The organism is Serratia sp. CY52157 (assembly GCF_052168495.1).
Lineage (GTDB): Bacteria > Pseudomonadota > Gammaproteobacteria > Enterobacterales > Enterobacteriaceae > Serratia > Serratia ureilytica.
Window position 1 is genome coordinate 783,108 of sequence record NZ_JBJNMO010000002.1, and the last position, 24,414, is coordinate 807,521.

The 24,414-nt window shown below is 60.9% G+C and carries 25 protein-coding genes; 15 read left to right on the top strand and 10 right to left on the bottom strand.

The window, feature by feature from the left end; genetic code table 11:
- The first annotated feature begins 16 nt into the window (after nt 1–16).
- Both ACJ8IP_RS13500 and ACJ8IP_RS13505 read left to right on the top strand, forming a co-directional pair.
- On the top strand, nt 17–1,444 hold the full coding sequence (locus ACJ8IP_RS13500; protein ID WP_442524424.1) for a purine-cytosine permease family protein: 1,428 nt from the start codon (nt 17–19) through the stop codon (nt 1,442–1,444).
- A complete protein-coding gene (locus ACJ8IP_RS13505) occupies nt 1,441–2,253 on the top strand; it encodes a nitrilase-related carbon-nitrogen hydrolase (RefSeq protein ID WP_147837830.1) in 813 nt (270 codons plus the stop codon). Before ACJ8IP_RS13500 ends, ACJ8IP_RS13505 begins: the two co-directional genes overlap by 4 nt.
- 73 nt (nt 2,254–2,326) lie before the next feature.
- Here ACJ8IP_RS13505 and ACJ8IP_RS13510 read toward each other — a convergent pair whose 3' ends face one another.
- Nucleotides 2,327–3,310, bottom strand: coding sequence for a magnesium and cobalt transport protein CorA (locus ACJ8IP_RS13510; protein ID WP_033642493.1), 984 nt, complete (start codon nt 3,308–3,310; stop codon nt 2,327–2,329).
- An 11-nt stretch (nt 3,311–3,321) separates the two neighbouring features.
- The gene (locus ACJ8IP_RS13515; protein WP_033642494.1) at nt 3,322–3,741 is read right to left on the bottom strand and encodes a GNAT family N-acetyltransferase; all 420 of its coding nucleotides are present in this window, start codon (nt 3,739–3,741) and stop codon (nt 3,322–3,324) included.
- Between the two features lie 131 nt (nt 3,742–3,872).
- On the opposite strand from ACJ8IP_RS13515, the gene ACJ8IP_RS13520 reads away from it, so the two are divergent.
- Nucleotides 3,873–4,973 carry a PQQ-dependent sugar dehydrogenase gene (locus ACJ8IP_RS13520; RefSeq protein WP_033642495.1) on the top strand — a complete coding sequence of 367 codons (1,101 nt, stop codon included), beginning with the start codon at nt 3,873–3,875 and terminating at the stop codon, nt 4,971–4,973.
- A gap of 13 nt (nt 4,974–4,986) precedes the next feature.
- Here ACJ8IP_RS13520 and ACJ8IP_RS13525 read toward each other — a convergent pair whose 3' ends face one another.
- Together ACJ8IP_RS13525 and ACJ8IP_RS13530 are read right to left on the bottom strand one after the other, a co-directional pair.
- On the bottom strand, nt 4,987–5,607 hold the full coding sequence (locus tag ACJ8IP_RS13525) for a glutathione S-transferase family protein (protein ID WP_033642496.1): 621 nt from the start codon (nt 5,605–5,607) through the stop codon (nt 4,987–4,989).
- A 90-nt stretch (nt 5,608–5,697) separates the two neighbouring features.
- On the bottom strand, nt 5,698–6,354 hold the full coding sequence (locus ACJ8IP_RS13530; protein WP_033642497.1) for an HAD family hydrolase: 657 nt from the start codon (nt 6,352–6,354) through the stop codon (nt 5,698–5,700).
- A gap of 107 nt (nt 6,355–6,461) precedes the next feature.
- Between ACJ8IP_RS13530 and ACJ8IP_RS13535 the strand changes: the two genes are divergently transcribed.
- Nucleotides 6,462–6,698 (top strand): hypothetical protein, encoded by a 237-nt coding sequence (locus tag ACJ8IP_RS13535; protein ID WP_072008235.1) that lies wholly within the window; start codon nt 6,462–6,464, stop codon nt 6,696–6,698.
- Entirely contained in the window at nt 6,643–7,665 is a 1,023-nt protein-coding gene (locus ACJ8IP_RS13540) for an isopenicillin N synthase family dioxygenase (protein WP_164106193.1), read from the top strand. Before ACJ8IP_RS13535 ends, ACJ8IP_RS13540 begins: the two co-directional genes overlap by 56 nt.
- 59 nt (nt 7,666–7,724) lie before the next feature.
- Here the strand turns inward: ACJ8IP_RS13540 and ACJ8IP_RS13545 are convergent, their stop codons facing one another.
- The gene (locus tag ACJ8IP_RS13545) at nt 7,725–8,870 is read right to left on the bottom strand and encodes a trans-sulfuration enzyme family protein (protein ID WP_033642498.1); all 1,146 of its coding nucleotides are present in this window, start codon (nt 8,868–8,870) and stop codon (nt 7,725–7,727) included.
- A gap of 12 nt (nt 8,871–8,882) precedes the next feature.
- The gene (locus ACJ8IP_RS13550) at nt 8,883–10,250 is read right to left on the bottom strand and encodes a pyridoxal-phosphate dependent enzyme (RefSeq protein WP_042784067.1); all 1,368 of its coding nucleotides are present in this window, start codon (nt 10,248–10,250) and stop codon (nt 8,883–8,885) included.
- A gap of 467 nt (nt 10,251–10,717) precedes the next feature.
- On the opposite strand from ACJ8IP_RS13550, the gene ACJ8IP_RS13555 reads away from it, so the two are divergent.
- A complete protein-coding gene (locus tag ACJ8IP_RS13555; RefSeq protein ID WP_257712848.1) occupies nt 10,718–11,923 on the top strand; it encodes a serine hydrolase in 1,206 nt (401 codons plus the stop codon).
- A 103-nt stretch (nt 11,924–12,026) separates the two neighbouring features.
- Here the strand turns inward: ACJ8IP_RS13555 and ACJ8IP_RS13560 are convergent, their stop codons facing one another.
- The 3 genes from ACJ8IP_RS13560 to ACJ8IP_RS13570 all read right to left on the bottom strand — a co-directional run bounded on the left by ACJ8IP_RS13560 (nt 12,027) and on the right by ACJ8IP_RS13570 (nt 13,921).
- Nucleotides 12,027–12,518: a fimbrial protein gene (locus ACJ8IP_RS13560; protein ID WP_226772988.1), complete on the bottom strand. Its 492-nt coding sequence runs from the start codon at nt 12,516–12,518 to the stop codon at nt 12,027–12,029.
- 19 nt (nt 12,519–12,537) lie between these two features.
- Nucleotides 12,538–13,356, bottom strand: a complete 819-nt coding sequence (locus tag ACJ8IP_RS13565) for a fimbrial protein (RefSeq protein ID WP_416153075.1) — start codon at nt 13,354–13,356, stop codon at nt 12,538–12,540.
- A 232-nt stretch (nt 13,357–13,588) separates the two neighbouring features.
- Complete coding sequence (locus tag ACJ8IP_RS13570; RefSeq protein ID WP_025302211.1) at nt 13,589–13,921, bottom strand: hypothetical protein; 333 nt, start codon at nt 13,919–13,921, stop codon at nt 13,589–13,591.
- 664 nt (nt 13,922–14,585) lie between these two features.
- Here ACJ8IP_RS13570 and ACJ8IP_RS13575 point away from each other — a divergent pair.
- The 9 genes from ACJ8IP_RS13575 to ACJ8IP_RS13615 all read left to right on the top strand — a co-directional run bounded on the left by ACJ8IP_RS13575 (nt 14,586) and on the right by ACJ8IP_RS13615 (nt 22,960).
- Nucleotides 14,586–15,107: a fimbrial protein gene (locus ACJ8IP_RS13575; RefSeq protein ID WP_025302212.1), complete on the top strand. Its 522-nt coding sequence runs from the start codon at nt 14,586–14,588 to the stop codon at nt 15,105–15,107.
- A 78-nt stretch (nt 15,108–15,185) separates the two neighbouring features.
- Nucleotides 15,186–15,722 (top strand): fimbrial protein, encoded by a 537-nt coding sequence (locus ACJ8IP_RS13580; RefSeq protein WP_047024966.1) that lies wholly within the window; start codon nt 15,186–15,188, stop codon nt 15,720–15,722.
- Between the two features lie 47 nt (nt 15,723–15,769).
- Nucleotides 15,770–18,304 carry an outer membrane usher protein gene (locus tag ACJ8IP_RS13585; protein ID WP_442524425.1) on the top strand — a complete coding sequence of 845 codons (2,535 nt, stop codon included), beginning with the start codon at nt 15,770–15,772 and terminating at the stop codon, nt 18,302–18,304.
- A 79-nt stretch (nt 18,305–18,383) separates the two neighbouring features.
- Nucleotides 18,384–19,148, top strand: a complete 765-nt coding sequence (locus ACJ8IP_RS13590; RefSeq protein WP_164106163.1) for a fimbria/pilus periplasmic chaperone — start codon at nt 18,384–18,386, stop codon at nt 19,146–19,148.
- 74 nt (nt 19,149–19,222) lie between these two features.
- Complete coding sequence (locus tag ACJ8IP_RS13595) at nt 19,223–19,861, top strand: fimbrial protein (protein ID WP_046897038.1); 639 nt, start codon at nt 19,223–19,225, stop codon at nt 19,859–19,861.
- 50 nt (nt 19,862–19,911) lie between these two features.
- The gene (locus ACJ8IP_RS13600) at nt 19,912–20,466 is read left to right on the top strand and encodes a fimbrial protein (RefSeq protein ID WP_033642504.1); all 555 of its coding nucleotides are present in this window, start codon (nt 19,912–19,914) and stop codon (nt 20,464–20,466) included.
- Between the two features lie 24 nt (nt 20,467–20,490).
- Nucleotides 20,491–20,913 carry a hypothetical protein gene (locus tag ACJ8IP_RS13605; protein WP_046686746.1) on the top strand — a complete coding sequence of 141 codons (423 nt, stop codon included), beginning with the start codon at nt 20,491–20,493 and terminating at the stop codon, nt 20,911–20,913.
- On the top strand, nt 20,910–22,298 hold the full coding sequence (locus ACJ8IP_RS13610; protein ID WP_164106162.1) for an FKBP-type peptidyl-prolyl cis-trans isomerase N-terminal domain-containing protein: 1,389 nt from the start codon (nt 20,910–20,912) through the stop codon (nt 22,296–22,298). Before ACJ8IP_RS13605 ends, ACJ8IP_RS13610 begins: the two co-directional genes overlap by 4 nt.
- Nucleotides 22,295–22,960 carry a response regulator transcription factor gene (locus ACJ8IP_RS13615; protein ID WP_164106161.1) on the top strand — a complete coding sequence of 222 codons (666 nt, stop codon included), beginning with the start codon at nt 22,295–22,297 and terminating at the stop codon, nt 22,958–22,960. Before ACJ8IP_RS13610 ends, ACJ8IP_RS13615 begins: the two co-directional genes overlap by 4 nt.
- 54 nt (nt 22,961–23,014) lie before the next feature.
- On the opposite strand, the gene ACJ8IP_RS13620 is transcribed toward ACJ8IP_RS13615, so the two are convergent.
- The gene (locus tag ACJ8IP_RS13620) at nt 23,015–24,382 is read right to left on the bottom strand and encodes an L-serine ammonia-lyase (protein WP_442524426.1); all 1,368 of its coding nucleotides are present in this window, start codon (nt 24,380–24,382) and stop codon (nt 23,015–23,017) included.
- Nucleotides 24,383–24,414 lie beyond the last annotated feature (32 nt).

Below are 24,414 nucleotides of genomic sequence, written 5' to 3' on the forward strand. Positions count from 1 at the left end.
AACGACGAGGTGGGACATGAACAATCGCAATGTGGCGCCACGCCCAAAAATTGAAGTGCGCTCGATAGACTATGTGCCCCGTCACGAGCGGCATGGCAAGGTTTGGCATCAGGCGCCGTTTTGGTTCACCGGTAATTTCGTTTTGACTACGATGGTGGTCGGTTTCACCGGCCCGGCGTTGGGGTTGGGCGCGCTTTATTCAATGCTGGCCATTGTCGTCGGCGTGGGGTTCGGCACGTTCTTCATGGCGTGTCATGCCAATCAGGGGCCGCGCATGGGGCTGCCACAGATGATCCAGTCGCGGGCCCAATTCGGCCTGCGTGGCGCCATCGTTCCCTTTGCCGCCGTGGTGTTTGTTTACATCGGTTTCAACGTGTTCAACGTTATTCTCGCGACCGATGCGATCAACACGGTATTGCCGGGTCACCGTCTGCCCTGGTATGCGTTGCTGATCGCGGTGGCCGTGCTGTTGGCGATCGTCGGCCACGATATGCTGCATGCGGTGCAGCGCTGGCTGACCTATGTGATGATGGCGGTGTTCGGCGTGCTGACGGTCGGTGCCGTGCTGTCGCTGCGGATGGACGCCGTCGTCGGCGCCGGGCATTTTTCGTGGGCGGCTTTTTTGATTCAGCTGTCGGCGGCCGCCGGTTATCAAATCAGCTACGCGGTGTACGTCTCCGACTACTCACGCTATTTGCCGCATGAAACGCCGTCTGCCAACGTGATCTTTTGGACTTATCTGGGGGCGGCCGGATCGGCGCTTTGGCTGATGTCGCTGGGCGCGTTTCTGGCCTCAGCCTTACCGGCTCCCGATGCGATCGGCAGCGTACAGGCGGTGGGGAATGGCATCTATCCGGGGTTCGGCACGCTGGCTGTGCTTATCGCCGTGCCTTCGCTGGTCGGTATCATGGCGGTCAACTGTTATGGCGCAATGCTGACCAGCCTCAGCGCGATTGACGCGTTCCGTAAAGTGACGCCAACGTTGAAATTACGCATGGCCGGCATCGGCGTCGTCGCTCTGACGGTGTTCGCGGTGGCGTTGGCTATCCCGGCGAGCTATCTCGCCAGCTTCAATACCTTCGTGCTGCTGATGCTGTATTTCCTGGTGCCCTGGACGGCGGTGAATCTGATGGACTTTTACGTGGTGCGCGGCGGGCATTACGCGATAGGTGAAATCTTCAACCCGGCGGGGATCTACGGCCGTTGGGGCGGCTCCGGTCTGACGGCCTACGCGATCGGCCTGCTGGCGATGGTGCCGTTCATGACGTTGGGCTTTTACACCGGCCCCTTTGCTGTTTTACTGGGCGGCGCGGATATCGCTTTTCTGATCGGCTTGCTGGTGGCTGGGAGCGTTTATGTCGTCATGTGCCGAAAGCTCGATCTCGAAGCCGAACGGCGGGTGGCGTTGCGTTGCGAGGGATTATTGGAAGGAGAACGGGAGTGAAGGAAAAAATCAGCGTCGCATGCTGCCAGTTGGCGCTGCGGGTAGGGGAAGCGGAACATAATCGGGCGCTGTCCGCCCAGGCGATCCGCCGGGCAGCGCAGCGCGGTGCCAACGTCATCGTGTTGCCGGAGTTGGTGAACAGCGGCTATGTGCTGCGCGACAAGGCGGAGGCGCGGGCGTTGGCCGAGGCCGAAGATGGGCCCAGCCTCAGCCTGTGGTGTGCCCTGGCGCGCGAGTTGGATGTGGCGATCGTCGCCGGTTTTTGCGAGCGCCTGCCCGAGGGTGAGGTGGCCAACAGCGCGGCGTTGATCGATGCGCAGGGGGTGAGGGCGATTTATCGCAAAGCGCACCTGTGGCATGAAGAGAGTTCGATCTTTACCGCCGGCGATCGGCCGCCGCCGGTCGTCGAGACGCGTTTTGGCCGGTTGGCGGTGATGATCTGTTACGACCTCGAGTTTCCGGAGTGGGTGCGCTTGCCTGCGTTGGCCGGCGCTCAGCTGCTGTGCGCGCCGGTCAACTGGCCGCTGGCGCCGCGCCCGCAGGGCGAACGGCCGGCGGAGATGGTGAAGGCGCAGGCCAACGCCGCCGTCAATCGGCTGTTCATCGCGGTGTGCGATCGTTGCGAAACGGAGCGCGGCGTTGCGTGGATCGGCGGTTCGGTGATCGTCGACGCCGATGGCTATCCGTTGACGCAGAGCCTGACAGGCGAAGGCATGGTGCTGGCATCGATGGATATCGGCGCTGCCGATGACAAGCACATCGGCCGCCACAATCACGTGCATCGCGATCGGCGGCCGATGCTGTATTGAAGCGGCGGGGCGGCCGGTGATCCCCGCCGCCCCGCGATCGTTTTCGTCGGCGGGAAAAGCGCCGTTCTGGCGCTTACAGCCAGCCCGATTTCTTCAGTTTCTGATACAGGAAAATGCAGCCGACGGCGGTCACTCCCAGCGTGGCGTGATAGGCCCACGGGAACTTCAGTTCCGGCATGTCGGCGAAGTTCATCCCGTACAGGCTGAAGACCACCGTCGGGATGGCCAAGATTGCCCCCCAACCCGCCAGCCGTTTCACCACTTCGTTTTGTTTGACCGTCACCAGCGCCAGGTTGACGTGCATGGCGTTGGTCAGCATTTCGCGCATGTCGTCGATATTGCTGACCACCTGATGGGCGTGATCTTGCACGTCGCGCACGTAGGCGCGCAGCTCTTTCGGGATCACCTCTTCGTGCAGGCGGATCAGCTGGTTGCAGATTTCATCCATCGGCAGCGCGGCGTTGCGCAGCGCCAGCAGATGGCGGCGCAGGGTATAGACGTTCTCGATCGCCGCCTGATCGAACTCTGACTGAAACATGTTGGCTTCAATGTTCTCGATGGTGCTCTCGAAGCGCGCCACCACGCTGCGGTAGTTATCCACCACGAAGTCCAACACCGAATAGAGGGCGAAGCCCGGCCCGCGGCACATCTGCTTGTGGTTCTCTTCCGCCTTGGCGCGGATCGGCGCGTAACTGGGCGAAGCGCCGTGGCGCACCGTCACCAGAAAGTTTTTGCCGACGAAGAAGTGGGTTTCGCCATATTCGATTTCGTCGTGCTCGCCCCACTGCGCGGTTTTCACCACGATGAACAGCGAGTCGCCGTAGGTCTCCAGTTTCGGCCGCTGGTGCGCGCACAGCGCGTCTTCGATCGCCAAATCGTGCAGCCCGAACTCCTCCTGCACCTTGCGCATAAACGCCGGCTCCGGCTGCCTTAATCCCAGCCAGATGAAGGTGTCGGGCTGTTTGACCACCTCGCTGATATCGTCGATGGTCACTTCGCCCAGCCGTTGGCCGGCTTTGTACGCCACACAGTTCACCACCATGCTTTTGCTGTCCATCCGTCCATCCATTAATCAGTCAGCGTTTTGGTAAGTAAATAACACTCATGTTCTACCGGATACTCTTTCAGCGTCATTTGCAGCTGATAGCCGAGCTTTTCGTAGAACGGTCGCGCCTGGAAGCTGAAGGTGTCGAGGCGGGCGTAGCGGCAGCCGCGCGCCTGCGCCTCATGCTCGGCGGCGCGCATCAGCCGGCCGCCGAGGCCGCTGCCGCGCTGGGTATCCGCCACCCATAGCCACTCGACGCTCAGCCAGTTGCCCCAGGTTTCGGCGGTCAGGCCGCCGATCACCGCGCCGGCTTCGTCGCGCGCATAGACGCTGAGCGGCTTGCGGTGGCTGGCGTCGATATGCGGCAGGTTGTAAGCGCGCAGGCCTTGCCTGATCGCATCGAGGGTTTGTTCGTCGATCGCGTCGGTAACGGTAATGTCCATTTTTCCTCCTGGGTAATGGATTAACTTAAGCACATGGCGGCTAAAAGGCAACCCGTTGAAATGTAATGCAAACGACCGCGGCCGCTGAGTGGGCTACACTAAACGGGTTATTTTATCTTCAGGAGGACGCCATGCCCCGATTGACTCTGCTGGCCGGTTTGCTGCTATGCAGCGGCCTGGCGCACGCCGCGCCGACGGTCAGCCAATTGCAGGACGGCCTGGAACACCCTTGGTCGCTGGCCTTCTTGCCGGCGGAACAAGGCCTGCTTATCACCGAACGGCCCGGCCGGCTGCGGCTGTGGCAGCAGGATAAAGGGCTGTCGCCGCCGATCGCCGGTGTGCCGCAGGTCTACGCCGAAGGGCAGGGCGGCCTGCTGGAGGTGCTGCCGGCGCCCGATTTCGCCGCCAGTCGCCGGGTGTATCTCAGCTTCGCCGAACCGGGCGAGGGCGGCAAAGCCGGCACGGCGGTCGGCTATGGCCGCCTGAGCGACGATGGCGCGCGGCTGGAAAACTTTAAGGTGATCTTCCGTCAGCAGCCCAAGCTGTCGGTCGGCAATCACTTCGGCGGCAAATTGGCGTTTGATCGGCAAGGCTACCTGTTTATCACGCTGGGCGAAAACAATCAGCGGCCGACGGCGCAAGAGACCGACAAACTGCAGGGCAAGCTGGTGCGGCTGACCGCCGAGGGCGCCGTGCCGCCGGACAACCCCTGGGTCGGCCAGGCAGGTAAACGCCCGGAGGTTTGGTCTTACGGCCATCGCAATCCGCAAGGGCTGGCGTTGAACCCGTGGAGCGGCGCAATCTGGGAGCATGAGCACGGTCCGCGCGGCGGCGATGAGCTCAACATCCCGCTGCCGGGTAAAAACTACGGCTGGCCGCTGGCCACCTACGGCATCAACTATTCCGGCCAGCCGATCCCCGAGGCGAAAGGGGAGCGGGTGCCCGGCACCGAACAACCGCTCCACTATTGGCGGGTTTCGCCCGGCCTCAGCGGCATGGCGTTCTATGATGGGCAGCGCTTCCCCGCCTGGCGGCACTCGCTGTTCATCGGCGCGCTGGCGCAAAAGGCACTGATTCGCCTGACGCTGAAGGGGGACAAGGTGGTGGCGGAAGAGCGGCTGCTGGGCGATCGCGGCGAACGCATCCGCGAGGTGCGCAGCGGGCCGGATGGCTACCTGTATCTGCTGACGGACGAACGGGACGGCAAGCTGCTGAAGGTCGGGGCGTCGTAACGCCCCGCACGCGTCAGGTGAGTGCGCTCATCACGCCGCGCTGGTAGGCCGGGCGTGCGCGCAGTTGCTGATACCAGCGCTCCATGTTCGGCCGCGGGCGGCGGGCGATCGGCATTTCGAACCAGGCGTAGGCGAAGCTGCCGAGCGGGATATCGCCGAAACCGAACGCGCCGCCGGAGAGGTAAGGCTGGTGCGCCAGCGTCTGTTCGATGACGTCGAAGTGTTTTTCCAGCGTGGCGATCGCCGTTTCGATTTTCGCCATGTCGCGCAGCTCCGGCGCGGTGCGTATCAGGCCCCAAAAGACGATGGTGAAGGCCGGAACGATGGTCGAGGTGGTCCAGTCCATCCATTTCTCGGCGGCGGCGCGCGCCTGCAGATCTTGCGGATAGAACGTCGCGTCGCCGAATTTCGCCGCCAGGTAGCGCACGATGGTGTTGGACTCCCACAGCACGAAGTCATCGTCCTGCAGCAGCGGCACCAGGCCGTTCGGGTTCAACGCGCGGTAACTCTCTTCGTTGACTTTGCCGAACGCCCCGCCGGCGTTGATGTGGGTGTAGTTGAGCCCCAATTCGGCGGCGCACCACAGCACCTTCCTGACGTTGTTCGAATTCTCACGACCCCAAATGGTCAGCATGGGATAACTCCGTTAGCGGATATAAGGACCCTCTATACCTACGCCACAACGCGCTTTTTGTCACACCGCAGGGCACTTTTTGTCTGCCGCTCAGCGTTCCCAGCGGCACACTTCCCAGCCGCGCTCCGCCGCCAGCGCGCTCAGTTCGCTGTCGGGGTTGATCACCGTGGCGCTGTCGACGAATTGCAGCATCGCCTTGTCATTGAGAGAGTCGCTGTAGCCGTGGCTGTGCTCGAACTTCAGGTGCGGGTGCTGCGCCAGCCAGTGCTGCAGGCGGATCACCTTGCCCTGTTGATAGGTCATGGTGCCGTAGGTGTTGCCGGTGAAGCGGCCATCGCTGATTTCCACGCCGATCGCCAGCGCATCGTCGGCGCCGAGCTGTTCGGCGATCGGCGCCACCAGATGCTCGCCGGTGGCGGAGATCACCAGGATGCAGTCGCCGCGTTCGCGGTGCCACTGCAGGCGTTCGCGGGCGGCGGGATAGACGCGCGGCAGGATGTCGCGGCGGATGTAACGCTGCACCCAGCCGGCCACGGTTTGCACGCTCAGGCCGGCCAGCGGCGCCAGCGTGGCCTGCATGTAGTCCTCCATCGACAGCTTGCCCTGATAATAGAGCTGCATCAGCTGCTGCTCCTGCAGTTCCAGCTCCGCCGGCGCGAACCCCTGGCCGACCAGCCAGCGGATCCACAGGCTGGCGCTGTCATCGTCAATCAGGGTTTCATCCAGGTCGAATAAGGCTAAATCCATCAGTATTTCTCCGGCAGGCAGGGTATGAGGTCGTTTACAGGATAGCGGATAGCGCACATCGCCAGCCAGCGGCGTCGGCGAAATTGCGCAGAGCATAAGAAACATTGATGACGGTTTTGCGACAGTTTGTTGAACGTTTGCATAACTTAGAACGCAACAATATTGGCCGCTCCGGCGAGCGCGGTGATAACTATGGGGCAAATGCAGCTACCCGCTGGGGAGTGACAATGTTGATTATTCGTCTGTATGGCAGCCCGATCGTGATCGGGGAAGAAGAGGAACCGCATGATGACGCATCTGACGACGCTGAAGACGCTGCCGCTGCTGGATCTTTCGCAGCTTGACGGTGATGCGCGCCAGCGGCGCGCCTTTCTCGACGATTTGCGCGCGGCGGCCCGCGACGTCGGTTTTTTCTATCTGCGTGGGCACGGCGTAGACGGCGCGTTGAATGCGCGACTGCAGCACGCCGCGCGGCAATTTTTCGCCCTGCCGGAAGCCGACAAGCTGGCGGTGCAGATGGTGCATTCGCCGCACTTTCGCGGTTACAACCGGGCGGCGGCGGAGCTCACGCGCGGGCAGCCTGACTGGCGCGAGCAGTTCGATATCGGCGCCGAACGCCCGGCGCTGACGTTGTCTGACGACACGCCACGCTGGGCGCGCCTGCAGGGGCCAAACCAGTGGCCGGCAGCGCTGCCGACGTTGAAACCGCTGCTGCTGCAGTGGCAACAGGCGATGACCGCCATGTCGCTGCGGCTGCTGCGCGCTTTCGCTTTGGCGCTGTCGCTGCCGGAGCAGGCGTTCGATCGCTTGTACGGCGAGAAGCCCAACGAGCACATCAAACTGATCCGCTATCCGGGGCGGGAGGCTACCGGCAGCGCACAGGGCGTTGGCGCGCACAAGGACTCCGGTTTTCTCAGCTTCCTGCTGCAGGACGCGCAAAAAGGGCTGCAGGTGGAGGTGAGCGAAGGGCGGTGGATAGACGCCCAGCCGCGTGAAGACACTTTCGTGGTGAACATCGGCGAGCTGCTGGAGCTGGCGACCAACGGCTATCTGCGCGCCACGGTGCACCGGGTGGAAACGCCGCCGGCGGGGCGCGACAGGTTGTCGATCGCTTTCTTCCTCGGCGCGCGGCTGGACGCGGTGGTGCCGCTGTATCAACTGCCGCCGCAGCTGGCGGCGCAGGCGCGCGGCCCGGCCAGCGATCCGCTCAACCCGCTGTTTCGCGACGTGGGCGACAATTACCTGAAAGGGCGCATCCGCTCTCACCCCGATGTGGCGCACCGTTTTTATCAGGACGTCATCGGCGTCTGAACGCCGGGCGTAAAAAAGCCCGGCGCGTCGGCCGGGCTGATGGTGCGCTGATGCGGTGATTATTCCGCCAGCGCCTGCTGCAGATCGGCGATCAGATCTTCCACATCCTCAATCCCTACCGACAGGCGCACCAGCTGCGGCGTGATGCCGGTTTCCAGGCGCTGTTCCAGCGGAATGGAGGCGTGCGTCATGCTGAACGGCTGGCTGATCAGGCTTTCCACGCCGCCCAGGCTTTCCGCCAGGGTGAACAGGCGCGAACGCTGGATGACCCGACGCGCATAGGCGTCGTCGCCTTTCAGCCGTACCGAGATCATGCCGCCGAAGCGCGTCATCTGGCGCGCCGCCAGCTCATGCTGCGGATGGCTCGGCAGGCCGGGGTAATAGACGTTTTCCACCTGCGGCTGGCTCTCCAGCCACTGGGCGATGCGCAGCGCGCTGTCGCTGTGGCGCTGCATGCGCAGTGCCAGAGTGCGAATGCCGCGCAGCGTCAAGAAGCTGCTGAACGGATCGAGAATGCCGCCGACCGCGTTTTGCAGGAAACCGAGCTGTTCCGCCAGCGCCGGGTTATTCCCCACCGCCGCGACGCCCGCCACCACATCGGAGTGGCCGTTAAGGTATTTGGTGGCGGAGTGCACCACCACGTCAAAGCCCAGATCCAGCGGACGTTGCAGATACGGCGAGGCGAAAGTGTTGTCCGCCACGCTGATGAGCTGATGCTTTTTGGCGATCGCGGCGATGGCGCTCAGATCCGCCAGCTTGAGCAGCGGGTTGGTCGGCGTTTCGACCCAGATCATTTTGGTATCCGGCTCGATCGCCTGTTCCAGCCCGGCGAGATCCGCCGGCGACACGTAAGTCACGCGCAGGCCGGCGGTGCGGCTGCGCACTTTTTCCAACAGGCGATAGGTGCCGCCGTACAGGTCGTCTACCGCGATCAGGTGGCTGTCTTTATCGAGCAGCTCCAGCACCGTGGAGCACGCCGCCAGACCGGAGGCGAAGGCGTAGCCGCGGCTGCCGCCTTCCAGTTCGGCGATGGCGCTTTCCAGCGCGGTGCGCGTCGGGTTGGCGCTGCGGGAGTATTCGTAGCCGGTATGTTCGCCCGGTGCCGGTTGGGCGTAGGTGGAGGTGGCGTAAATCGCCGGCATCACTGCGCCGGTCGCGTCCGGGGTGTAACCGGCGTGAACGGTCAACGTATCAAACTTGGCCATAATGGATCCTTATTAACGTAATTTTTGGCGCCAGGCGTTAAGCACGTCTGTGCGGGTAATCAGGCCGAGGAAGCGCTCGCCGTCGAGCACCACCGCGACGTGGCCATGGTTGAAGGTGGCCTGTAATTCCTCGTAGCCGGCTTCCTTTTGCAGCGTCTGGACCTGCTTGGTCATCGCGCTGCCGGCCGGCAGGCTGAAGTGGGCGGCGTCGGCCTGGACGGCGTTCAGCAGATCCCACTCATCGATCAATCCGACCACCCGATCGCCTTCCAGCACCGGTAGCTGCGAGATGTCGTACAGCCGCATGCGGGCGTGCACGATCGCCAGCGTGTCGTCCGGCGCGGCGGAAACGGCGGCGCCTTCGTCGTGGCGATAAGCGATCAGATCGCGCAGATCGCCGTGCTGCGGTTTGCTCAGCAGGCCCTGCTCCAGCATCCAGTGGTCGTTATACATTTTAGACAGGTATTTGTTGCCGCTGTCGCAAACGAAGGTCACGACCCGCTTGGGTTCGGTTTGCGCGCGGCAGTAACGCAGAGCGGCGGCCAGCAGGGTGCCGGTGGAGGAGCCCGCCAGCACGCCTTCCTTGCGCAGCAGATCGCGCGCGGTGGTGAAGGCTTCTTCATCGCCGATGCGGTAAGCGTGGCGCACCTGGTCAAAGTCGCTGAGCGGCGGGACGAAGTCTTCGCCGATGCCTTCCACCAGCCAACTGCCCGCTTCGCCGATTTGGCCGTGGTCGAGATAGTCCGCCAGGATAGAGCCGGCAGGGTCGGCCAGCACGAATTCCGTCTGCGGCGAAACCTCGGCGAAATAGCGGCTCAACCCGCCCAGCGTGCCGCCGGAACCGACGCCGACCACGATGGCGTCCACGTCATGATCCATCTGCCGCCACAGTTCGGGCGCGGTGGTGGTGGTATGGGCCGCCGGGTTGGCCGGGTTGTTGAACTGATCGATATAAAAGGCACCGGGGATCTCCCCGGCCAGGCGTTTAGCGTAATCCTGATAATAAGCTGGGTGCCCCTTGCCGACGTCCGAACGGGTCAGCAACACCTCTACCCCCAACGCGCGCAGGTGGAAGATCTTTTCGCGGCTCATCTTGTCCGGCACCACCAGCAGCAGCTTATAGCCTTTCAGCGCCGCCACCAGCGCCAACCCCAGGCCGGTATTGCCGGCGGTGGCTTCGATGATGGTGCCGCCCGGCTGCAGTTTGCCGTCGCGCTCGGCCTGCTCGATCATCGACAGCGCCACGCGGTCTTTGATCGAACCGCCGGGGTTTTGGTTCTCCAGCTTGACGAACAGCCGGCACGGGCCGGTATCAAACTGGGTCAGTTCCAACATCGGGGTATTGCCAATCATCTCGATGACGGAATGGGGGATCGCCATGACTCATCTCCAGGATTATTCGGTATAAAAGTCGTTGTGCGGATGATAGCGCTGAGGATAAGCGCTTTAAAAAGAACAAATAACGGTTCTATATGCCATTATGGAATATATTAATCTTTTTTAGACGTATGGAAGCGCAGATGTTTAGCGGTGCAGATGCTTGGCCGTTTAGCCGTGGATGGGGGCGAATGTGCGCGTCTCGATGCTTTTTTGAACGATAAGTGCGTGCCTGCGTACAGTTATGTAAAAATGCTGAAAATTCACGCTAAACCCTGCAAAAATAAGATAAATCACATAAACTCACAGCAAGGGCATTTTCGGTGTGTTGTGTTACCCGCTACGGGCGCCGCAGGGGGTTGCGGCCGGCACGCGCGCACCGGGCCACTCTCGCTGGTTGGCTTAAAACGTGAACATGTTTGAAAGTTAACGCTATTTCAATGGTTTTGAATGGACACTCTGGCGACGTCATGATGAAAAAAAACTTATCCACTTCCCTGAAAAAACTGACCTTCAGCGTAGGCATCCTGTTGCTGGCCGCCCCGGCCGTACACGCGGCCGAGCCGCCGGCGCCGCCGCAGGTAGACGCCAAGGCCTTCATTCTGATTGATTACAACAGCGGCAAAGTGCTGACCGAAGGCAATGCCGATACGCGTCTCGATCCCGCCAGCCTGACCAAGATCATGTCCAGCTACGTGATCGGCCAGGCGATCAAGGCCGGCAAGATCAAGCCGGAAGACATGGTCACCGTCGGCAAAGATGCCTGGGCGCCCGGTAACCCGGCGCTGCGCGGCTCTTCGCTGATGTTCATCAAGCCGGGCGATCAGGTGCCGGTGCTGGAACTGAATAAGGGCATCGTGATCCAGTCCGGCAACGACGCCAGCATCGCGCTGGCGGACTACGTGGCGGGCAGCCAGGATTCGTTCGTCGGCCTGATGAACAACTACGCCAAATCCCTGGGCCTGCAGAATACCCACTTCCTGACGGTGCACGGCCTGGATGCGGAAGGGCAGTACAGCACCGCGCGCGACATGGCGCTGTTGAGCCAGGCGCTGATCCGCGACGTGCCGGACGAATACGCGCTGCATAAAGAGAAAGAGTTCACCTTCAACAAGATCCGCCAGATTAACCGCAACCGTCTGCTGTGGAGCAGCAACCTGAACGTTGACGGCATCAAGACCGGCTACACCAGCGGCGCCGGTCACAACCTGGTGGCGTCCGCCACCGACGGCCCGATGCGCCTGATCTCGGTGGTGCTGGGCGCGCCGAGCGATCGCGTGCGCTTTAGCGAAAGCGAAAAGCTGTTGACCTGGGGCTTCCGCTTCTATGAAACCGCGACGCCGATCAAGGCCGATAAACCATTCGTCACCCAGAAAGTGTGGTTCGGCGACGTCAGCGAAGTGCCGCTCGGCGTGGCGAAAGACGCCTCGGTCACCATTCCGAAAGGGCAGATGAAAAACCTGAAGGCCAGCTACAAGCTGACCCAACCGACGCTGGAAGCGCCGCTGGCGAAAAACCAGGTGGTCGGCACCATCGATTTCCAGCTGGACGGCAAAACCATCGAACAGCACCCGCTGGTGGTGATGCAAGAGGTGAAAGAGGGCAACTTCTTCAGCCGCATCTGGGATATGGTGATGATGAAGCTGAGCCAGTGGTTCGGCGGGATCTTCGGCTGAATAGCCTGATGTGAGGAGCGCCCCGGGCGCACCATCCTCGACCAAGCCGCAACGGAGACGTTGCGGCTTTTTTTTATTTTCAGTATCCGGCCGAAGCGGCGCTTTAAAAATAGTCCACCAGCATGGTGGCGCCGCTGGAGAAGTCGCCTTCCGCCAGGGTGACGGCGCTGTTTTTCACCGGCACTGCATCAAGCGTCGGCGGATTGGCGTAGTCGATGTTCAGCGGCGTATTGATGGCGAAGGCCTTACCGTTGGCCAACAGCTTGATGCCCAATCCAGTGACGCTGCTGGTCAACACGCTGTTGTCAAAGGCCGCTGCGCTGCCCATGATCTTCATTTTCAACTGGCGGCTGTTATCCAGAAACTCGCATTTGATGCTGTAATCGATGCGTTGCATATAGCGGCTGCCGTCGATGCGTTTGATGCCGACCTTGCCGAAGTCGATATCGATGGTGCGCCCGTCGTTGATCACGCAAGGCGGAGGCGCCACCACGGTGGCGGTGATGTTGACTTTGGTGCCCTGATCGGCGGCCTGAGCGGCCGAGCTAATCAACTCCAGCGCCAACAGCAGGGCGCAGCCCGTTTTTATCGTCATGTTCATTCTGGCTCCCGTCTCAAGGTGCGCTGAAGATCAGCGTGGCCGAGCCCGACAGCGGACCGGTGGCGATGCTGGTGTAAGGGACATTGTTCTTCACCGGCACAAAGGTGACGATGTCGTTGCCCAGACCGTTGACGATGCGCGTTCTGAAGGCATTGTTGGGCTTTACCACCGCGCCGTTGTACACCATGGCCACGCCGACGTTGGGGTTGGTGGTCTTGATAAAATCGCTGGAGAATCCGCTGGCGTCGCTGACCATCCGGATCAGAATATCCTGCGTCGCACTCTGATCGTCGCACTGGTAGCTGAGCGCTTTGTCCTGTTTGATCTGGGCGTCGTTGGCGCTCTGGGTCAGGAAGTCCTGGCGGATCTGACCAAAATCGACATTAATTTGCTGGCCGTTGTTGATGGTGCAACTGGTGGTGACGAAGTAGGCGTCGTTGTCGGCGATCAGGCGCCAGCGATAAACGCCGCACTGTGGGCAGCCCGGTTGATCGTTGGTCTGAATAAAGTTGATTTGGCCGATGACGTCACCCTTATTAACCTTGATGTCCGGCGTTGGGAAACGGTTCAACACGATATAGACCCGGATGGCGACAGACTGGGTCTGCAAGCCGGTGAGGCTGAGTACGCTGATGCCGGCAGGCACCGGGGAGTTATAGTCGCTGCCGTTGATGGTCGTGCCGCTGCCGATCGAGCCAAAAATCGCGCCGTTCATCGACAGCGCCGGGCTATCGGTTTTGAGATAGTCGTACCAGCTCGCGACGTCGTTTTTACAGGTGACCTGGCTGACGTTGACGATTTCGTTTTTGCCATAAGAAAGCTGCGGTCCGATGCGAACCCGGACGTCAACCGGCGTGGCCGATCCCCCTGGGGGAATAAGTCCGCCATCGGACGTGCGGCAAGTAAATGCGTTGGCGTTGCCAAACAGCAGGAAGAAAGAGAGTGCCAGGCAGCAACGTAAAAATAGCAGGGCTGTTTTTCTCACGATAATATCCCGATATATATAAATGGTGTGCGGCGTTACTCCGCAATGAAATATTGCCAATCAGGCCGGCTGGCCATATTTATTCCGTTAAAGGAGAGTGAGATGCATCTTTGTTGGGTATGCCGTTGTTATCGCCACCGTCCAGCAACGCGGTGGGATACCACCTCAACGAGTTGTTGATGGAGCCGTCCGTCACAATCACTTCTTGTCGGGCGACAAGATCCAATAACAGCCGTCGAGCCCGGTAAACACCGACGTTGACGGCATTGGCCAGTTGCCGTGTCGAGAGCCACTGCTGCTGTGGCGGCGGCCCGGCGACGGGACATTGACGGGGCGATTGCGCGAATAATGTTTGCAGCAGATCGTGCTGCAATTGCCGTATTTCCTTTTGTTTCGGAGATAACGCTTCCATAGCACTTCCTCTGTATTCCGATTGCCGTATTCCTAAGAAAAAACAAACATTCGCCGTCTACCAACAACGAGGTAAAACGCGAACAAAGAAAATTCCTATCTATTTATCAGGATTGAAAAAAAAGGCGTTGCCCGCCCCGTTTTTACCTATGTTCAGGCAGGGGTGGCGTCACGCAGAAACCTAAAATTTTGGTTTATTATATTCACAAAGAGCCACTTTGCGATCTGATTACTTGTGAATCTCGCAAAAACAGGATATTGCTCTATAAAAGTATTTTTTACGATCTATGAGCCTAAAAATAACAGTAAATTAACTTTAATTAGGAAATAAATTGCGAATGTTCGCCTTGATCAAAAAAAGCCTTTTTTTGCTGAGAGGCATTTGCCAGAATATTCATCGCCGGACAAGAAGGGCGGATTAGAAAGTATTGGCCCCTGCTCGTTGTGGTTTCGTTTATTTTTATAGGACGAATTCATTAATGGGTGGGCCGCTGCAGACTTGCCGTTATCGACTTTTTATTGTCGGTGCCTTTGGGTTTTGGCAGTTAACCAACTAGCAAGATGCTAAAGAATCAGGGCTGCGCACATATAAGCGCGAGCAGGTTTCCTGTTGCTCTTTTTCTTGATTGGAATATGCATTTTTTCTTATAAGGAATATAGGTTCTATGAAACTTAACAAAATCATGATGGCTGCAGTGATTGCATTTGGCGCAAGTTCTTTTGCACAGGCAGCCGATCAGGGACATGGTAAGGTCACCTTCACGGGCTCTATTATTGATGCGCCATGCTCTATTGCGCCTGAGTCGATCGATCAGACCGTAGATCTGGGCCAGGTGTCCAACGTGGCGTTGAAAAACGGCGGCAAATCCAACCCGCGTCCGTTTGAAATCAAGCTGGAGCAGTGCGACATCACCACCCTGAAAACCGTTAAAACCACCTTCAGCGGCGTAGCATCGTCTACCGATAAGGATCTGCTGGGCATCGCGGGCACCGCCAGCGGCGCCGGCGTAGCCATCTCTTACAACGGCCAGCCGATCAAATTGGGTGAAGCGACTACCGCGCAGACCCTGAACACCGGCAACAACACCCTGCATTTCGCCGCCTACCTGCAGGGCGAAGGCGCTTCCGCCGCCATCGTTCCGGGCGACTTCACCGCCGTAGCCGATTTCACCCTGGCTTATCAGTAAGTGAGTCCGAAGGCTTAATCAACCAGGCATGGGGTTCGCCGCATGCCTGGTGAATCTCCCTGTCAAAGGAATGTCGCGATGTTTTTACCAAGGAATCGAGCGGGTGCCGTTCTTTTGGCGTCGTTGGCGTTTGCGCCCGGCCATGCAACTTCCGCCGCGCAGGGGTGGGGCAAGGTCAGTATGCACGGCGCCATTATCGACACCGCCTGCGCCATTGCCGCCGGCAGCCGCGATCAGACGATCGATATGGACACTCTTCCTCTCGGGCAGATCATTCGTGACGGCCAGGGGATGACCAAACCTTTCAGTATTGAATTGGTCAACTGCATTTTGGAACGGCCGGAAAACAAACCTGATTGGAAATTCTTTCAGGTCACGTTTGATGGTTATGCGGAAGGTGCTCTGTTTGGCGTACAGGGCGAGGCGCGCGGCGTCGCATTGAAGATAAAAGACAGCAACGGCACGCCGGTTATTCCAGGGAAACCCTTACCGATGGAAGGAATAATACCGGGAAATAGAGTGCTGAATTATTCCATGACGTTGATGCCGAATCATCAGCCGTTGAAGGCGGGAGCGTATTTTTCCACAGTGCGTTTTAAGCTGGATTATTTTTGATTTTTTCTCGTACTGACGGTTAATTCGTTATTGAAAGGACTTTTATTATGCTTTCACCGGCAGGGAAGTTATTTCGTCTTCAAGCTTTGGGGCTTTGTGTTGCCCTTTCTCTGGGAAATCCGATCGCGTTGGTCTATGCCGCCGACGTTATTCAATTCAATACTGACGTATTAGACATCAACGATCGTAAAAATATCGATCTGAGCCAATTTACGCGCAGCGGCTACATCATGCCGGGCGTTTATACCATGGTGGTGCACGTCAATAAGAACGACCTGCCGGAACAGCCGGTGACGTTTTTGGCGCCTGAGAACGATCCTAAAGGCAGCGAAGCCTGTCTTTCACCGGCATTGGTCAACCAACTGGGGCTGAAAGAAAAGCTGTTAAGCACGCTGAACTGGACACACGGCGGCCGCTGCCTTGACGCCTCCAGTCTGGCAGGGATGGAAGCGCGCGGCGATCTCGCCAGTTCCGCGCTGTATCTCAACATCCCACAGGCCTATCTGGAGTACAGCTCGGAAAACTGGGATCCGCCTTCGCGCTGGGATGACGGTATTCCCGGGCTGCTGTTTGACTATAACGTCAACGCCCAAACGCAAAAGCACCAGAAAGGCGGCAGCAGCTACAGCCTGAGCGGCAACGGCACCGGCGGCGCCAACCTGGGCGCCTGGCGCCTGCGCGCCGACTGGCAGGCCAACCTCAACCACCAGACCGGATCTTCTCAGCCGACTGACAAACAGTTCGACTGGAGCCGCTATTACGCCTATCGGGCGATCCCGGCGCTGCGTTCGCGGCTGACGATCGGGGAGGATTACCTGAACTCCGACATTTTCGACAGCCTGCGCTTTACCGGCGTCAGTCTGCGATCCGACGACAGCATGTTGCCGCCCAACCTGCGCGGCTATGCGCCGGAAGTGACCGGCGTGGCGAAAACCAACGCCAAGGTGGTGGTCAGCCAGCAAGGGCGCGTGCTGTATGAAACGCAAGTGGCGGCGGGGCCGTTCCGCATTCAGGACATCAACGACGCCGTTTCCGGCGAGCTGGACGTGCGCGTCGAAGAGCAGGACGGCAGCGTGCAGGAGTTCAAGATGAACACCGCCAACATTCCTTACCTGACGCGCCCGGGCACGGTGCGTTACAAGCTGGCGACGGGCAAACCGTCGGAGTGGGGGCATCACCTGCGCGGGCCGATGTTCGGCACCGGCGAGTTCTCCTGGGGCATCAGCAACGGCTGGTCGTTGTACGGTGGGGGCATCGCCGGCGGCGATTATAACGCGCTGTCGCTGGGGGTCGGGCGCGATCTGATGGCGCTGGGGGCGCTGTCGTTCGATGCCACGCAGTCGCGTGCGCGTTTGCCGCAGGAGGGCACGCTGACCGGCGGTTCGTATCGGTTGAGCTATTCGAAGAACTTCGATGAATACGACAGCCAGGTCACCTTTGCCGGTTACCGCTTCTCCCAGGAAGATTTCATGAGCATGGGGGACTACCTCGATGCGCGTTACGAAGGGGGACGCAGCGGCAAGAGCAAGGAGATGTACACCATCACCTTCAACAAACAGTTCCGCGATCTGGGGCTCAGCACCTATCTCAACTACAGCCACCAAACCTACTGGGATCGGGCGCCGAACGATCGTTACAACCTGATGGTATCGCGCTACTTCGATATCGGCGATTTCAAGAACGTCAGCGTATCGCTGTCGGCCTATCGCAACCGTTACAACGAGCGCAACGACGACGGGATGTACCTGTCGCTGTCGCTGCCCTGGGGCAGCGCCGGGACGCTCAGTTACAACATGACGCTCGATCGCGAAGAGAACGCTCATCGGGTCGGTTACTACAACCGGGTCGATGAACACAACAACTATCAGATCAGCGCGGGTGCCGCGCGCAGTGGGGCGACCGCCAGCGGGTATTACAGCCATCAGGGCGATATGGCGCAGATCAACGCCAACGCCAGCTACCAGGCCGGTCGCTACAGCGCCGTCGGCATCGGCGCGCAGGGCGGCCTGACGATGGCGGCGGAAGGGGCGGTGTTGCATCGGGTCAATACGCCGGGCGGCACGCGCTTGCTGCTCGATACCGAAGGCGTCGCCGGCGTGCCGGTGCGTGGCTACGGCAGTACGGTGCTGACCAACCGTTACGGCAAGGCGGTGGTGGCGGATGTGAACAGCTACTACCGCAACAAGGCCAGCATCGATCTCAACAGCCTGGGCGACAACGTCGAGGCGACGCGTTCCGTGGTGCAGGCCACGTTGACCGAGGGCGCCATCGGCTACCGCAAGTTCGAGGTGATTGCCGGCGAGAAGGCGATGGCGATCGTCAAGCTGGCGGACGGCAGTGAGCCGCCGTTTGGCGCCACGGTGCTGAATGCCCGCAAACAGGAGACCGGCATCATCAATGACGGCGGCAGCGTTTACCTGTCCGGCCTCAACCCCGGCGAGCGCATGAGCGTGCACTGGAACGGCGCGGCGCAGTGTGAAATCCAGCTGCCGGCGCCGTTGCCGGCCGAAATGCTGATGAACACGTTGCTGCTGCCTTGCCGTCCTCTCACCGGTAACAAGCCGGCGGAGAACGCCAACTGATACCCCCGGCGGAGCGTGCTTCGCCGCTAAACCGCCGGGGCGGAATCGCCCGCCTTCGGCTGACTGGAACCGTGAAGACATGATGAATCTGACTATGACCAGAAAGACCGTTTCCCTTTTGAGCTCGCTCGCCGCCGCGTTGACGATCGGCGCGATCGGCCTGCCCGCCCATGCGGCTATCGCGCTGGATCGCACGCGCGTGATTTTCGACGGCGACCAGAAAACGGTCAGCCTCAACATCAGCAATCAGAATAAGCAATTGCCCTATCTGGCCCAGGGGTGGATTGAAGACGATCGCGGCAACAAGATCCAAAGCCCTTTCACCGTGCTGCCGCCGGTGCAGCGGGTGGAGCCGGGCAAACCGAGCCAGGTGAAGATCCAGTCGCTGCCGGCGGCGCGTCAGCTGCCGCAGGACAGGGAGACGCTGTATTACTTCAACCTGCGCGAAATACCGCCGCGCAGCAATAAGCCGAACACGCTGCAGATAGCGTTGCAGACGCGCATCAAAATGTTTTATCGCCCGGCGGTGCTCGCCCCGAAAAAGAACGCCGCACCGTGGCAGGAGCAGCTGACGCTGACCCGGCAGGGCGACAAGTACGTGGTGAACAACCCGACCCCGTATTACGTGACGATCGTTGAGGCGAGCGCCGGCAAGGGCGGGAAAGGGGCCGCCGGCTTTGAACCGTTGATGGTGGCGCCGAAGGCCAGCGCCTCGCTGAACGTCTCAGCCGCGAGCCTCGGCAGCGGCCCGTCGCTGGCGTACATCAACGATTACGGTGGTCGGCCGCAGTTGAACTTCCGCTGCGCCGGCAATGCCTGCCAGGTCGTGCCGGTCGCCAAATGACGCGCCGCGCGCAAGCAGGGAAGACCAAGTCATGAACACAGCGGAGTGAACGAATCATGCAACGAAAGAACCCCATGCTGTTGGGAAAGGCCTATGAACGTCATCAGCGACGCACTATTGGCCTGACGGTGTTGGCCGCGCTGATGGTGCCGCTGACGGCGGGCACGATGTTGATGCTGATGCCACCGGCCCGCGCGGTGGATAACTGGGACGTTGAGGGGGCGAACGGCACGCTCCACGTCTACGGCGCGTTAACGGAAAGCGCCTGCAGCCTGGAAATGACCACCGCCCGCCAGGAGGTATGGCTGGGCGAGACGGGAACGGCGCACTTCCAGCGCCCGGGCGATCGCGGCACGCCGGTCGCCTTCGAGCTGACGCTGAAAGACTGCCTGCGGGCACCGGCGAGCAACCGCGACGCCTGGACCGGGGTTCTGGCCTGGAGCGGCAGCCAGCCTGCGGTGTCCGTCGCGTTTTCCGCGCCGACGGATGACGACGCGCCGGGTCTGGTCAGGGTCGCCGGCGTCACCGGTTTGGGGTTGCAGTTGGCGGATGCCCGCGGTCTGCCGGTCCGCCTCGGCGCGCGCAACAAACCGGTATTGCTGACGCCGGGACAAAACACCCTGACGTATACGGTGACGCCGGTGCGCACTCCGGCGACGCTGAGCGCCGGCGCTTACCGCGCGGCGATCGATTTCCGTCTTTATTACGACTAATACGCCGCTTGCGCCTGGCAGGCGCAAGCATAACCAAAGGGAGTGGCGTCATGCGCGCGACAGAGACGAACCGGCGCCGAAGCGCGCTGCTGGGAGCCGGCATGGTGATGCTGGCCGGCATGATGGCGCAGCCGGCGGCTGCGGCGGAAAACATGCGCTTTCACGGTACGCTGGTGGCCGAGCCGTGTGTCATACAACCGGGGGATGAGGACATCCAACTGGATTTCGGCACCATCGTCGACAAATACCTGTACCTGAACACCCGCACCCACAGCCAAACCTTCGCGTTGCACCTGACCGAGTGCGATCTCAGCCTGGGCAATACGGTGGCCATTACGTTTACCGGTACTGAGAACGCCAAACTGCCCGGCCTGTTGGCGTTGGATGGCGGCAGCCTGGCGTCGGGGATCGGCATCGGGCTGGAGGACAGCAGCGGCAAGGCGCTGCCGCTCAATCGCGCCAGCGATAAATTCCGTCTGAACGCCGGCAACACCACACTCACGCTGCAAGCCTATGTGCAGGGAGAGCCGGAAGCCATCCAGACGAAGTCCATCGGCCGCGGCACCTTCAGCGCGGTGGCCACCTTCACGTTGGAATACGAATAAGCGCCTACAAGGACAAGAAACGCAATGATGAGAAAGCACGTCAATCACGCCCTGCGCATGGGGATGCTGTGCCTGTTGGCGTTGAGCGCCGCCGCTTGCCAAAGCCAAAAGCCGGGCAAGCCTGCCGTGAACACCCAAAATCAGGCTGCGCAACCTCCGTCAGAAGAGGTGTTGCGCAAGCAGCGTGAGGCCGAGCAACTGCGCCAGTGTCAGGAGCAACTGGGCGCGTTGCGCACGATCAACGAGAAACAGTATCAGCGCTACAAACAGGCGTTCGACAGCCTGATGAGCGGCGCTTCCCAGTACGCCAACCTGCGCGCCCGGGTAAACGGTGACACGCAGGAGACGGTGGATGCGCTGTATCGCTACAAGGTCAACTATCTGTGCGCCGGGGTGAATCAGGCGGTGTTGACCGGGCTGGCGGATCGCGGGGAGCAGGTTAAATGAGGCTGCGTCTGCTGGGCTGTGTCGCTTTGCTGTTCACCGGCGTCGCGCAAGCGGACGACGGCGTGCCGGCGCTGCTGCAGTTTGCCGAGCAGTATCAACGGCAGAATATCGGTCCGGCGACCGAAAAAACGGCGCCGGACGACCGTGAGTCAGGGAAAAAAAAGCGTGAGCCGGCGAAGCGCCTGTCGGACAACAGCCAATCCGCCTCACCGGCCAAAACGTTTACGCTGAGCCAGGAATTATTGGCGCGCGATCAACAGCTGGCGCGCCAGCGAATGGCGCTGACGGCGCTGCGCCAGGAGCTCGCCGCGCTGCGGGCGGAGAAAGCGGCGCCACCCGTCGCGGCGTTGCCGGACTCGTCAACGCTTCAACAGTGGATCGCCGGGCTGGGCGCCGCCTGGCGTGGTTCGCCCGACGCGCAGCGCGCCGAGGCGCTGTTGCGTCAGGCGACGCAGGAAACCGCCAAAAGCAGAGCGACGGCGGCGCAGGCCGAACGGCGCGTCACCGAACTTGAGTCTGCCGCGCAGGCATCGGCACAAACGCTTGCACAACGCCAACGCGAGCACCAGGAGGCGTTGCACGCTCTGCGCGCCGCGTTGGAAGAAAGCGAGCAGAAGCGGGCCGGTGAGCAGAAGGCGACTCAGCATGCGCGCGAAGACCTGCTGGCGTTGCGTAAGCGGCTGCAATGGGAGATGACGCCGGAGCAGTTGAAGGATGAACGCAAGCGTTTGTCCTATGCGGCGGGCAGTGCGCTGGGGCGGGATATTCAGGGGTTGATGACGGAGCGTCAAAGCTGGGGCGTGCCGGTGGATCGCGACAGCCTGTTGGCGGGCGTTATCGACAGCGTGTCGGGACGTTTGCAGCTGTCGCCGCAGGAACTGAATACGTTGACGGCGCAGGCGGATGCCGCCGCCGTGGCCGCGCGTGAGAAACGCGTTAACCAGCAGCGGCGGCGCGATGACGATTACCTGACGCAGTTCAGTCAACAAAAGGGCGTAAAGCAGTCGGCGATGGGCTTCTGGTATCGGGTGGATTATGCCGGGGAGGGGGCGCTGGCGCCAACGGCGGTGGTCGATGTTGTGGTGAAAGAGAAGCTGACCGACGGCACGGTGATCCAGGATATGGATCTGAGCGGCAAGGTGCTGTCGCAACCGCTGTCCGAATACCCGCCGCTGTTCCGGGAGGCGATAAGTCATCTGCACAACCACGGTTCGTTGACGATGGTCGTGCCGCCGGCGCTGGCCTACGGTGAAACCGGCTACCCGCCGAAGGTGCCGCCCAACGCCACCATGGTTTATGAATTGCGCATCGACAACAGCCAGGCGCCGGCAAAGGGCGTCCAGGCGGTTAAACGGGAAGCCGACACGGCGGGAGGGCAGGGATGAACACGATGATAAAAATCGCGCTATTTGATGAGAATCGATACTTCAGCGCAGGTTGGCAAGAGGCTCTGGCGCTGCACTTCAGCACTTACGGCAAGCGCACGCTGTTAGTGGATGCGCGGCAGGCTCATGAAGCCGATCTGGTGTTCTGCTATTTTCCTCCCGGCGTGCAAAGCTGTTTTTGCCACCTCTCTGAGGCGCAGCCCGTGGGGCGTAAAACGCTGTATTTCTCGTTGCGAACGCCGGAGGGAAGGCATAAACGCACCGTCGGTAACCGCTGCTCGCTGGAGGCCGGCGTCATCTACCACGATATGCCGTTGGTTTCGGCGCTGTATCAGGTGAGCGCCGAGCTTGAGCGGCGCAGCAAATGGCCGGGCAGACTGAGCTGTGGCAAGAACTGCGCATGCCAACACCGGGGCTTGACGTTGCGCGAACAAGAGATCATGCGCTGCATGACGCGGGAGATGGGAGTCACGCAAATCGCCCGGATGCTGGATATTAGCGTGAAGACGGTCAGCAATCACAAGATGAGCGTCATGCGCAAAATGGGATTCCGGCGTAATGCCGAACTTTACGGCTGGCTGCGGCACAGCGCTCGTCCCGGGGCTGTGGGGCTTCGCGCGGGCATTCAGCCCGGCGTTGCGGCAGGAAAGGATCGCTATTGAAACGGCGCCGGCCAAGTCACACCGGCCGGCGCCTTAAGTGCCTCGCCGTGGCGATCAGTTGCAGGCCACGACCTTGATCGCCAGCCCGCCCTGTGAGGTTTCGCGGTATTTGGCGTTCATGTCTTTGCCGGTCTCGTACATGGTTTCGATCACCTTATCCAGACAAACCCGCGGTTCGCTGGTCCGGCGCATCGCCATGCGTGCGGCGTTGACCGCCTTAACGGCGGAAATGGCGTTGCGTTCGATGCACGGCACCTGAACCTGGCCGGCGAGCGGATCGCAGGTCAGCCCCAAATGGTGCTCCATGGCGATCTCCGCCGCGATGCACACCTGCGCCGGGCTGCCGCCGAGCAGCTCGGTCAACCCGGCCGCCGCCATTGAACAGGCCACGCCCACTTCCCCCTGACAACCGACTTCGGCGCCGGAGATCGAGGCGTTCATCTTGTACAGCGCGCCAATCACGCCGGACGCCAGGAAATAGCGGGTATAGGAGTTGGCGTTCACCGGGCGGATGAACTTGTCGTAGTAGGCCAGCACCGCAGGGATGATGCCACACGCGCCGTTGGTCGGCGCGGTGACCACGCGGCCGCCGGCCGCGTTCTCTTCGTTGACCGCCAACGCGAACATGTTGATCCAATCGACCACGTTCATCGGATCAATATTGTTCTTGTCTCCGGTCACCAGAATGCGGCGCAGCGCGGCGGCGCGGCGCGGCACTTTCATCGGGCCGGGCAGCAGCCCTTCGGTGTTGATGCCGCGCTCGATACCGGCGCTCATCACCTGCCAGACATCGGCGAAATGCGCGTCGATATCCGCCTTGCTGCGCAGCGCCAGCTCGTTTTGCATCACCAGGCCGGACAAGGACAGCCCGGTCTCCTTGCAATGCTGCTGCAGATCGTGCGCTGATTTGAACGGATAGGGCACCGGCGTGGCGCCCTCGGCGGACTGGCCGAAGTGCTCTTCGTCGACGATAAAACCGCCGCCGATCGAGTAATAGGTTTTGCTGTGCAGCAGGCGTTCACCGGCGAAGGCGCGGATGCGCATGCCGTTTTCATGCAACGGCAGGTTATCGCTGTGGAAGTTCATGCCGCCGTGCAGCGGGAAATCCACCTCGTGGTGGCCGTTGGCCAGCGGCAGGCTGCCGCGTTGCTCAACGTCGCGAATAAAGCCCGGAATGCTGTCGATGTCCACATCGTGCGGCAGGTTGCCGGCCAGGCCCATGATGATGGCGATGTCGGTGTGGTGACCTTTACCGGTCAATGACAGCGAACCGTAGACGTCGACCACCACGCGGGTGGTGTCCTGTAACTGCTGGTGCGCGATCAGCTCGTCGACGAACTGTTTGCCGGCCTTCATCGGGCCAACGGTGTGGGAGCTGGATGGGCCGATGCCGATTTTGAAAATATCGAAAACGCTGACCATGGTCTCGCCTCCTTCTTCAGGTTTCAGGCGGT

What these genes read in the sequence shown, in the direction of transcription:
- ACJ8IP_RS13615 (WP_164106161.1), top strand. Translation starts at nt 22,295, where the DNA reads ATGAACACGATGATAAAAATCGCGCTATTTGATGAGAATCGATACTTC.
- ACJ8IP_RS13545 (WP_033642498.1), bottom strand. Translation starts at nt 8,870, where the DNA reads ATGGCCAAGTTTGATACGTTGACCGTTCACGCCGGTTACACCCCGGAC.
- ACJ8IP_RS13580 (WP_047024966.1), top strand. Translation starts at nt 15,186, where the DNA reads ATGTTTTTACCAAGGAATCGAGCGGGTGCCGTTCTTTTGGCGTCGTTG.
- ACJ8IP_RS13570 (WP_025302211.1), bottom strand. Translation starts at nt 13,921, where the DNA reads ATGGAAGCGTTATCTCCGAAACAAAAGGAAATACGGCAATTGCAGCAC.
- ACJ8IP_RS13510 (WP_033642493.1), bottom strand. Translation starts at nt 3,310, where the DNA reads ATGGACAGCAAAAGCATGGTGGTGAACTGTGTGGCGTACAAAGCCGGC.
- ACJ8IP_RS13610 (WP_164106162.1), top strand. Translation starts at nt 20,910, where the DNA reads ATGAGGCTGCGTCTGCTGGGCTGTGTCGCTTTGCTGTTCACCGGCGTC.
- ACJ8IP_RS13525 (WP_033642496.1), bottom strand. Translation starts at nt 5,607, where the DNA reads ATGCTGACCATTTGGGGTCGTGAGAATTCGAACAACGTCAGGAAGGTG.
- ACJ8IP_RS13530 (WP_033642497.1), bottom strand. Translation starts at nt 6,354, where the DNA reads ATGGATTTAGCCTTATTCGACCTGGATGAAACCCTGATTGACGATGAC.
- ACJ8IP_RS13515 (WP_033642494.1), bottom strand. Translation starts at nt 3,741, where the DNA reads ATGGACATTACCGTTACCGACGCGATCGACGAACAAACCCTCGATGCG.
- ACJ8IP_RS13540 (WP_164106193.1), top strand. Translation starts at nt 6,643, where the DNA reads ATGACGCATCTGACGACGCTGAAGACGCTGCCGCTGCTGGATCTTTCG.
- ACJ8IP_RS13535 (WP_072008235.1), top strand. Translation starts at nt 6,462, where the DNA reads ATGACGGTTTTGCGACAGTTTGTTGAACGTTTGCATAACTTAGAACGC.
- ACJ8IP_RS13600 (WP_033642504.1), top strand. Translation starts at nt 19,912, where the DNA reads ATGCGCGCGACAGAGACGAACCGGCGCCGAAGCGCGCTGCTGGGAGCC.
- ACJ8IP_RS13605 (WP_046686746.1), top strand. Translation starts at nt 20,491, where the DNA reads ATGATGAGAAAGCACGTCAATCACGCCCTGCGCATGGGGATGCTGTGC.
- ACJ8IP_RS13590 (WP_164106163.1), top strand. Translation starts at nt 18,384, where the DNA reads ATGATGAATCTGACTATGACCAGAAAGACCGTTTCCCTTTTGAGCTCG.
- ACJ8IP_RS13555 (WP_257712848.1), top strand. Translation starts at nt 10,718, where the DNA reads ATGATGAAAAAAAACTTATCCACTTCCCTGAAAAAACTGACCTTCAGC.
- ACJ8IP_RS13595 (WP_046897038.1), top strand. Translation starts at nt 19,223, where the DNA reads ATGCTGTTGGGAAAGGCCTATGAACGTCATCAGCGACGCACTATTGGC.
- ACJ8IP_RS13585 (WP_442524425.1), top strand. Translation starts at nt 15,770, where the DNA reads ATGCTTTCACCGGCAGGGAAGTTATTTCGTCTTCAAGCTTTGGGGCTT.
- ACJ8IP_RS13520 (WP_033642495.1), top strand. Translation starts at nt 3,873, where the DNA reads ATGCCCCGATTGACTCTGCTGGCCGGTTTGCTGCTATGCAGCGGCCTG.
- ACJ8IP_RS13575 (WP_025302212.1), top strand. Translation starts at nt 14,586, where the DNA reads ATGAAACTTAACAAAATCATGATGGCTGCAGTGATTGCATTTGGCGCA.
- ACJ8IP_RS13550 (WP_042784067.1), bottom strand. Translation starts at nt 10,250, where the DNA reads ATGGCGATCCCCCATTCCGTCATCGAGATGATTGGCAATACCCCGATG.
- ACJ8IP_RS13560 (WP_226772988.1), bottom strand. Translation starts at nt 12,518, where the DNA reads ATGACGATAAAAACGGGCTGCGCCCTGCTGTTGGCGCTGGAGTTGATT.
- ACJ8IP_RS13500 (WP_442524424.1), top strand. Translation starts at nt 17, where the DNA reads ATGAACAATCGCAATGTGGCGCCACGCCCAAAAATTGAAGTGCGCTCG.
- ACJ8IP_RS13620 (WP_442524426.1), bottom strand. Translation starts at nt 24,382, where the DNA reads ATGGTCAGCGTTTTCGATATTTTCAAAATCGGCATCGGCCCATCCAGC.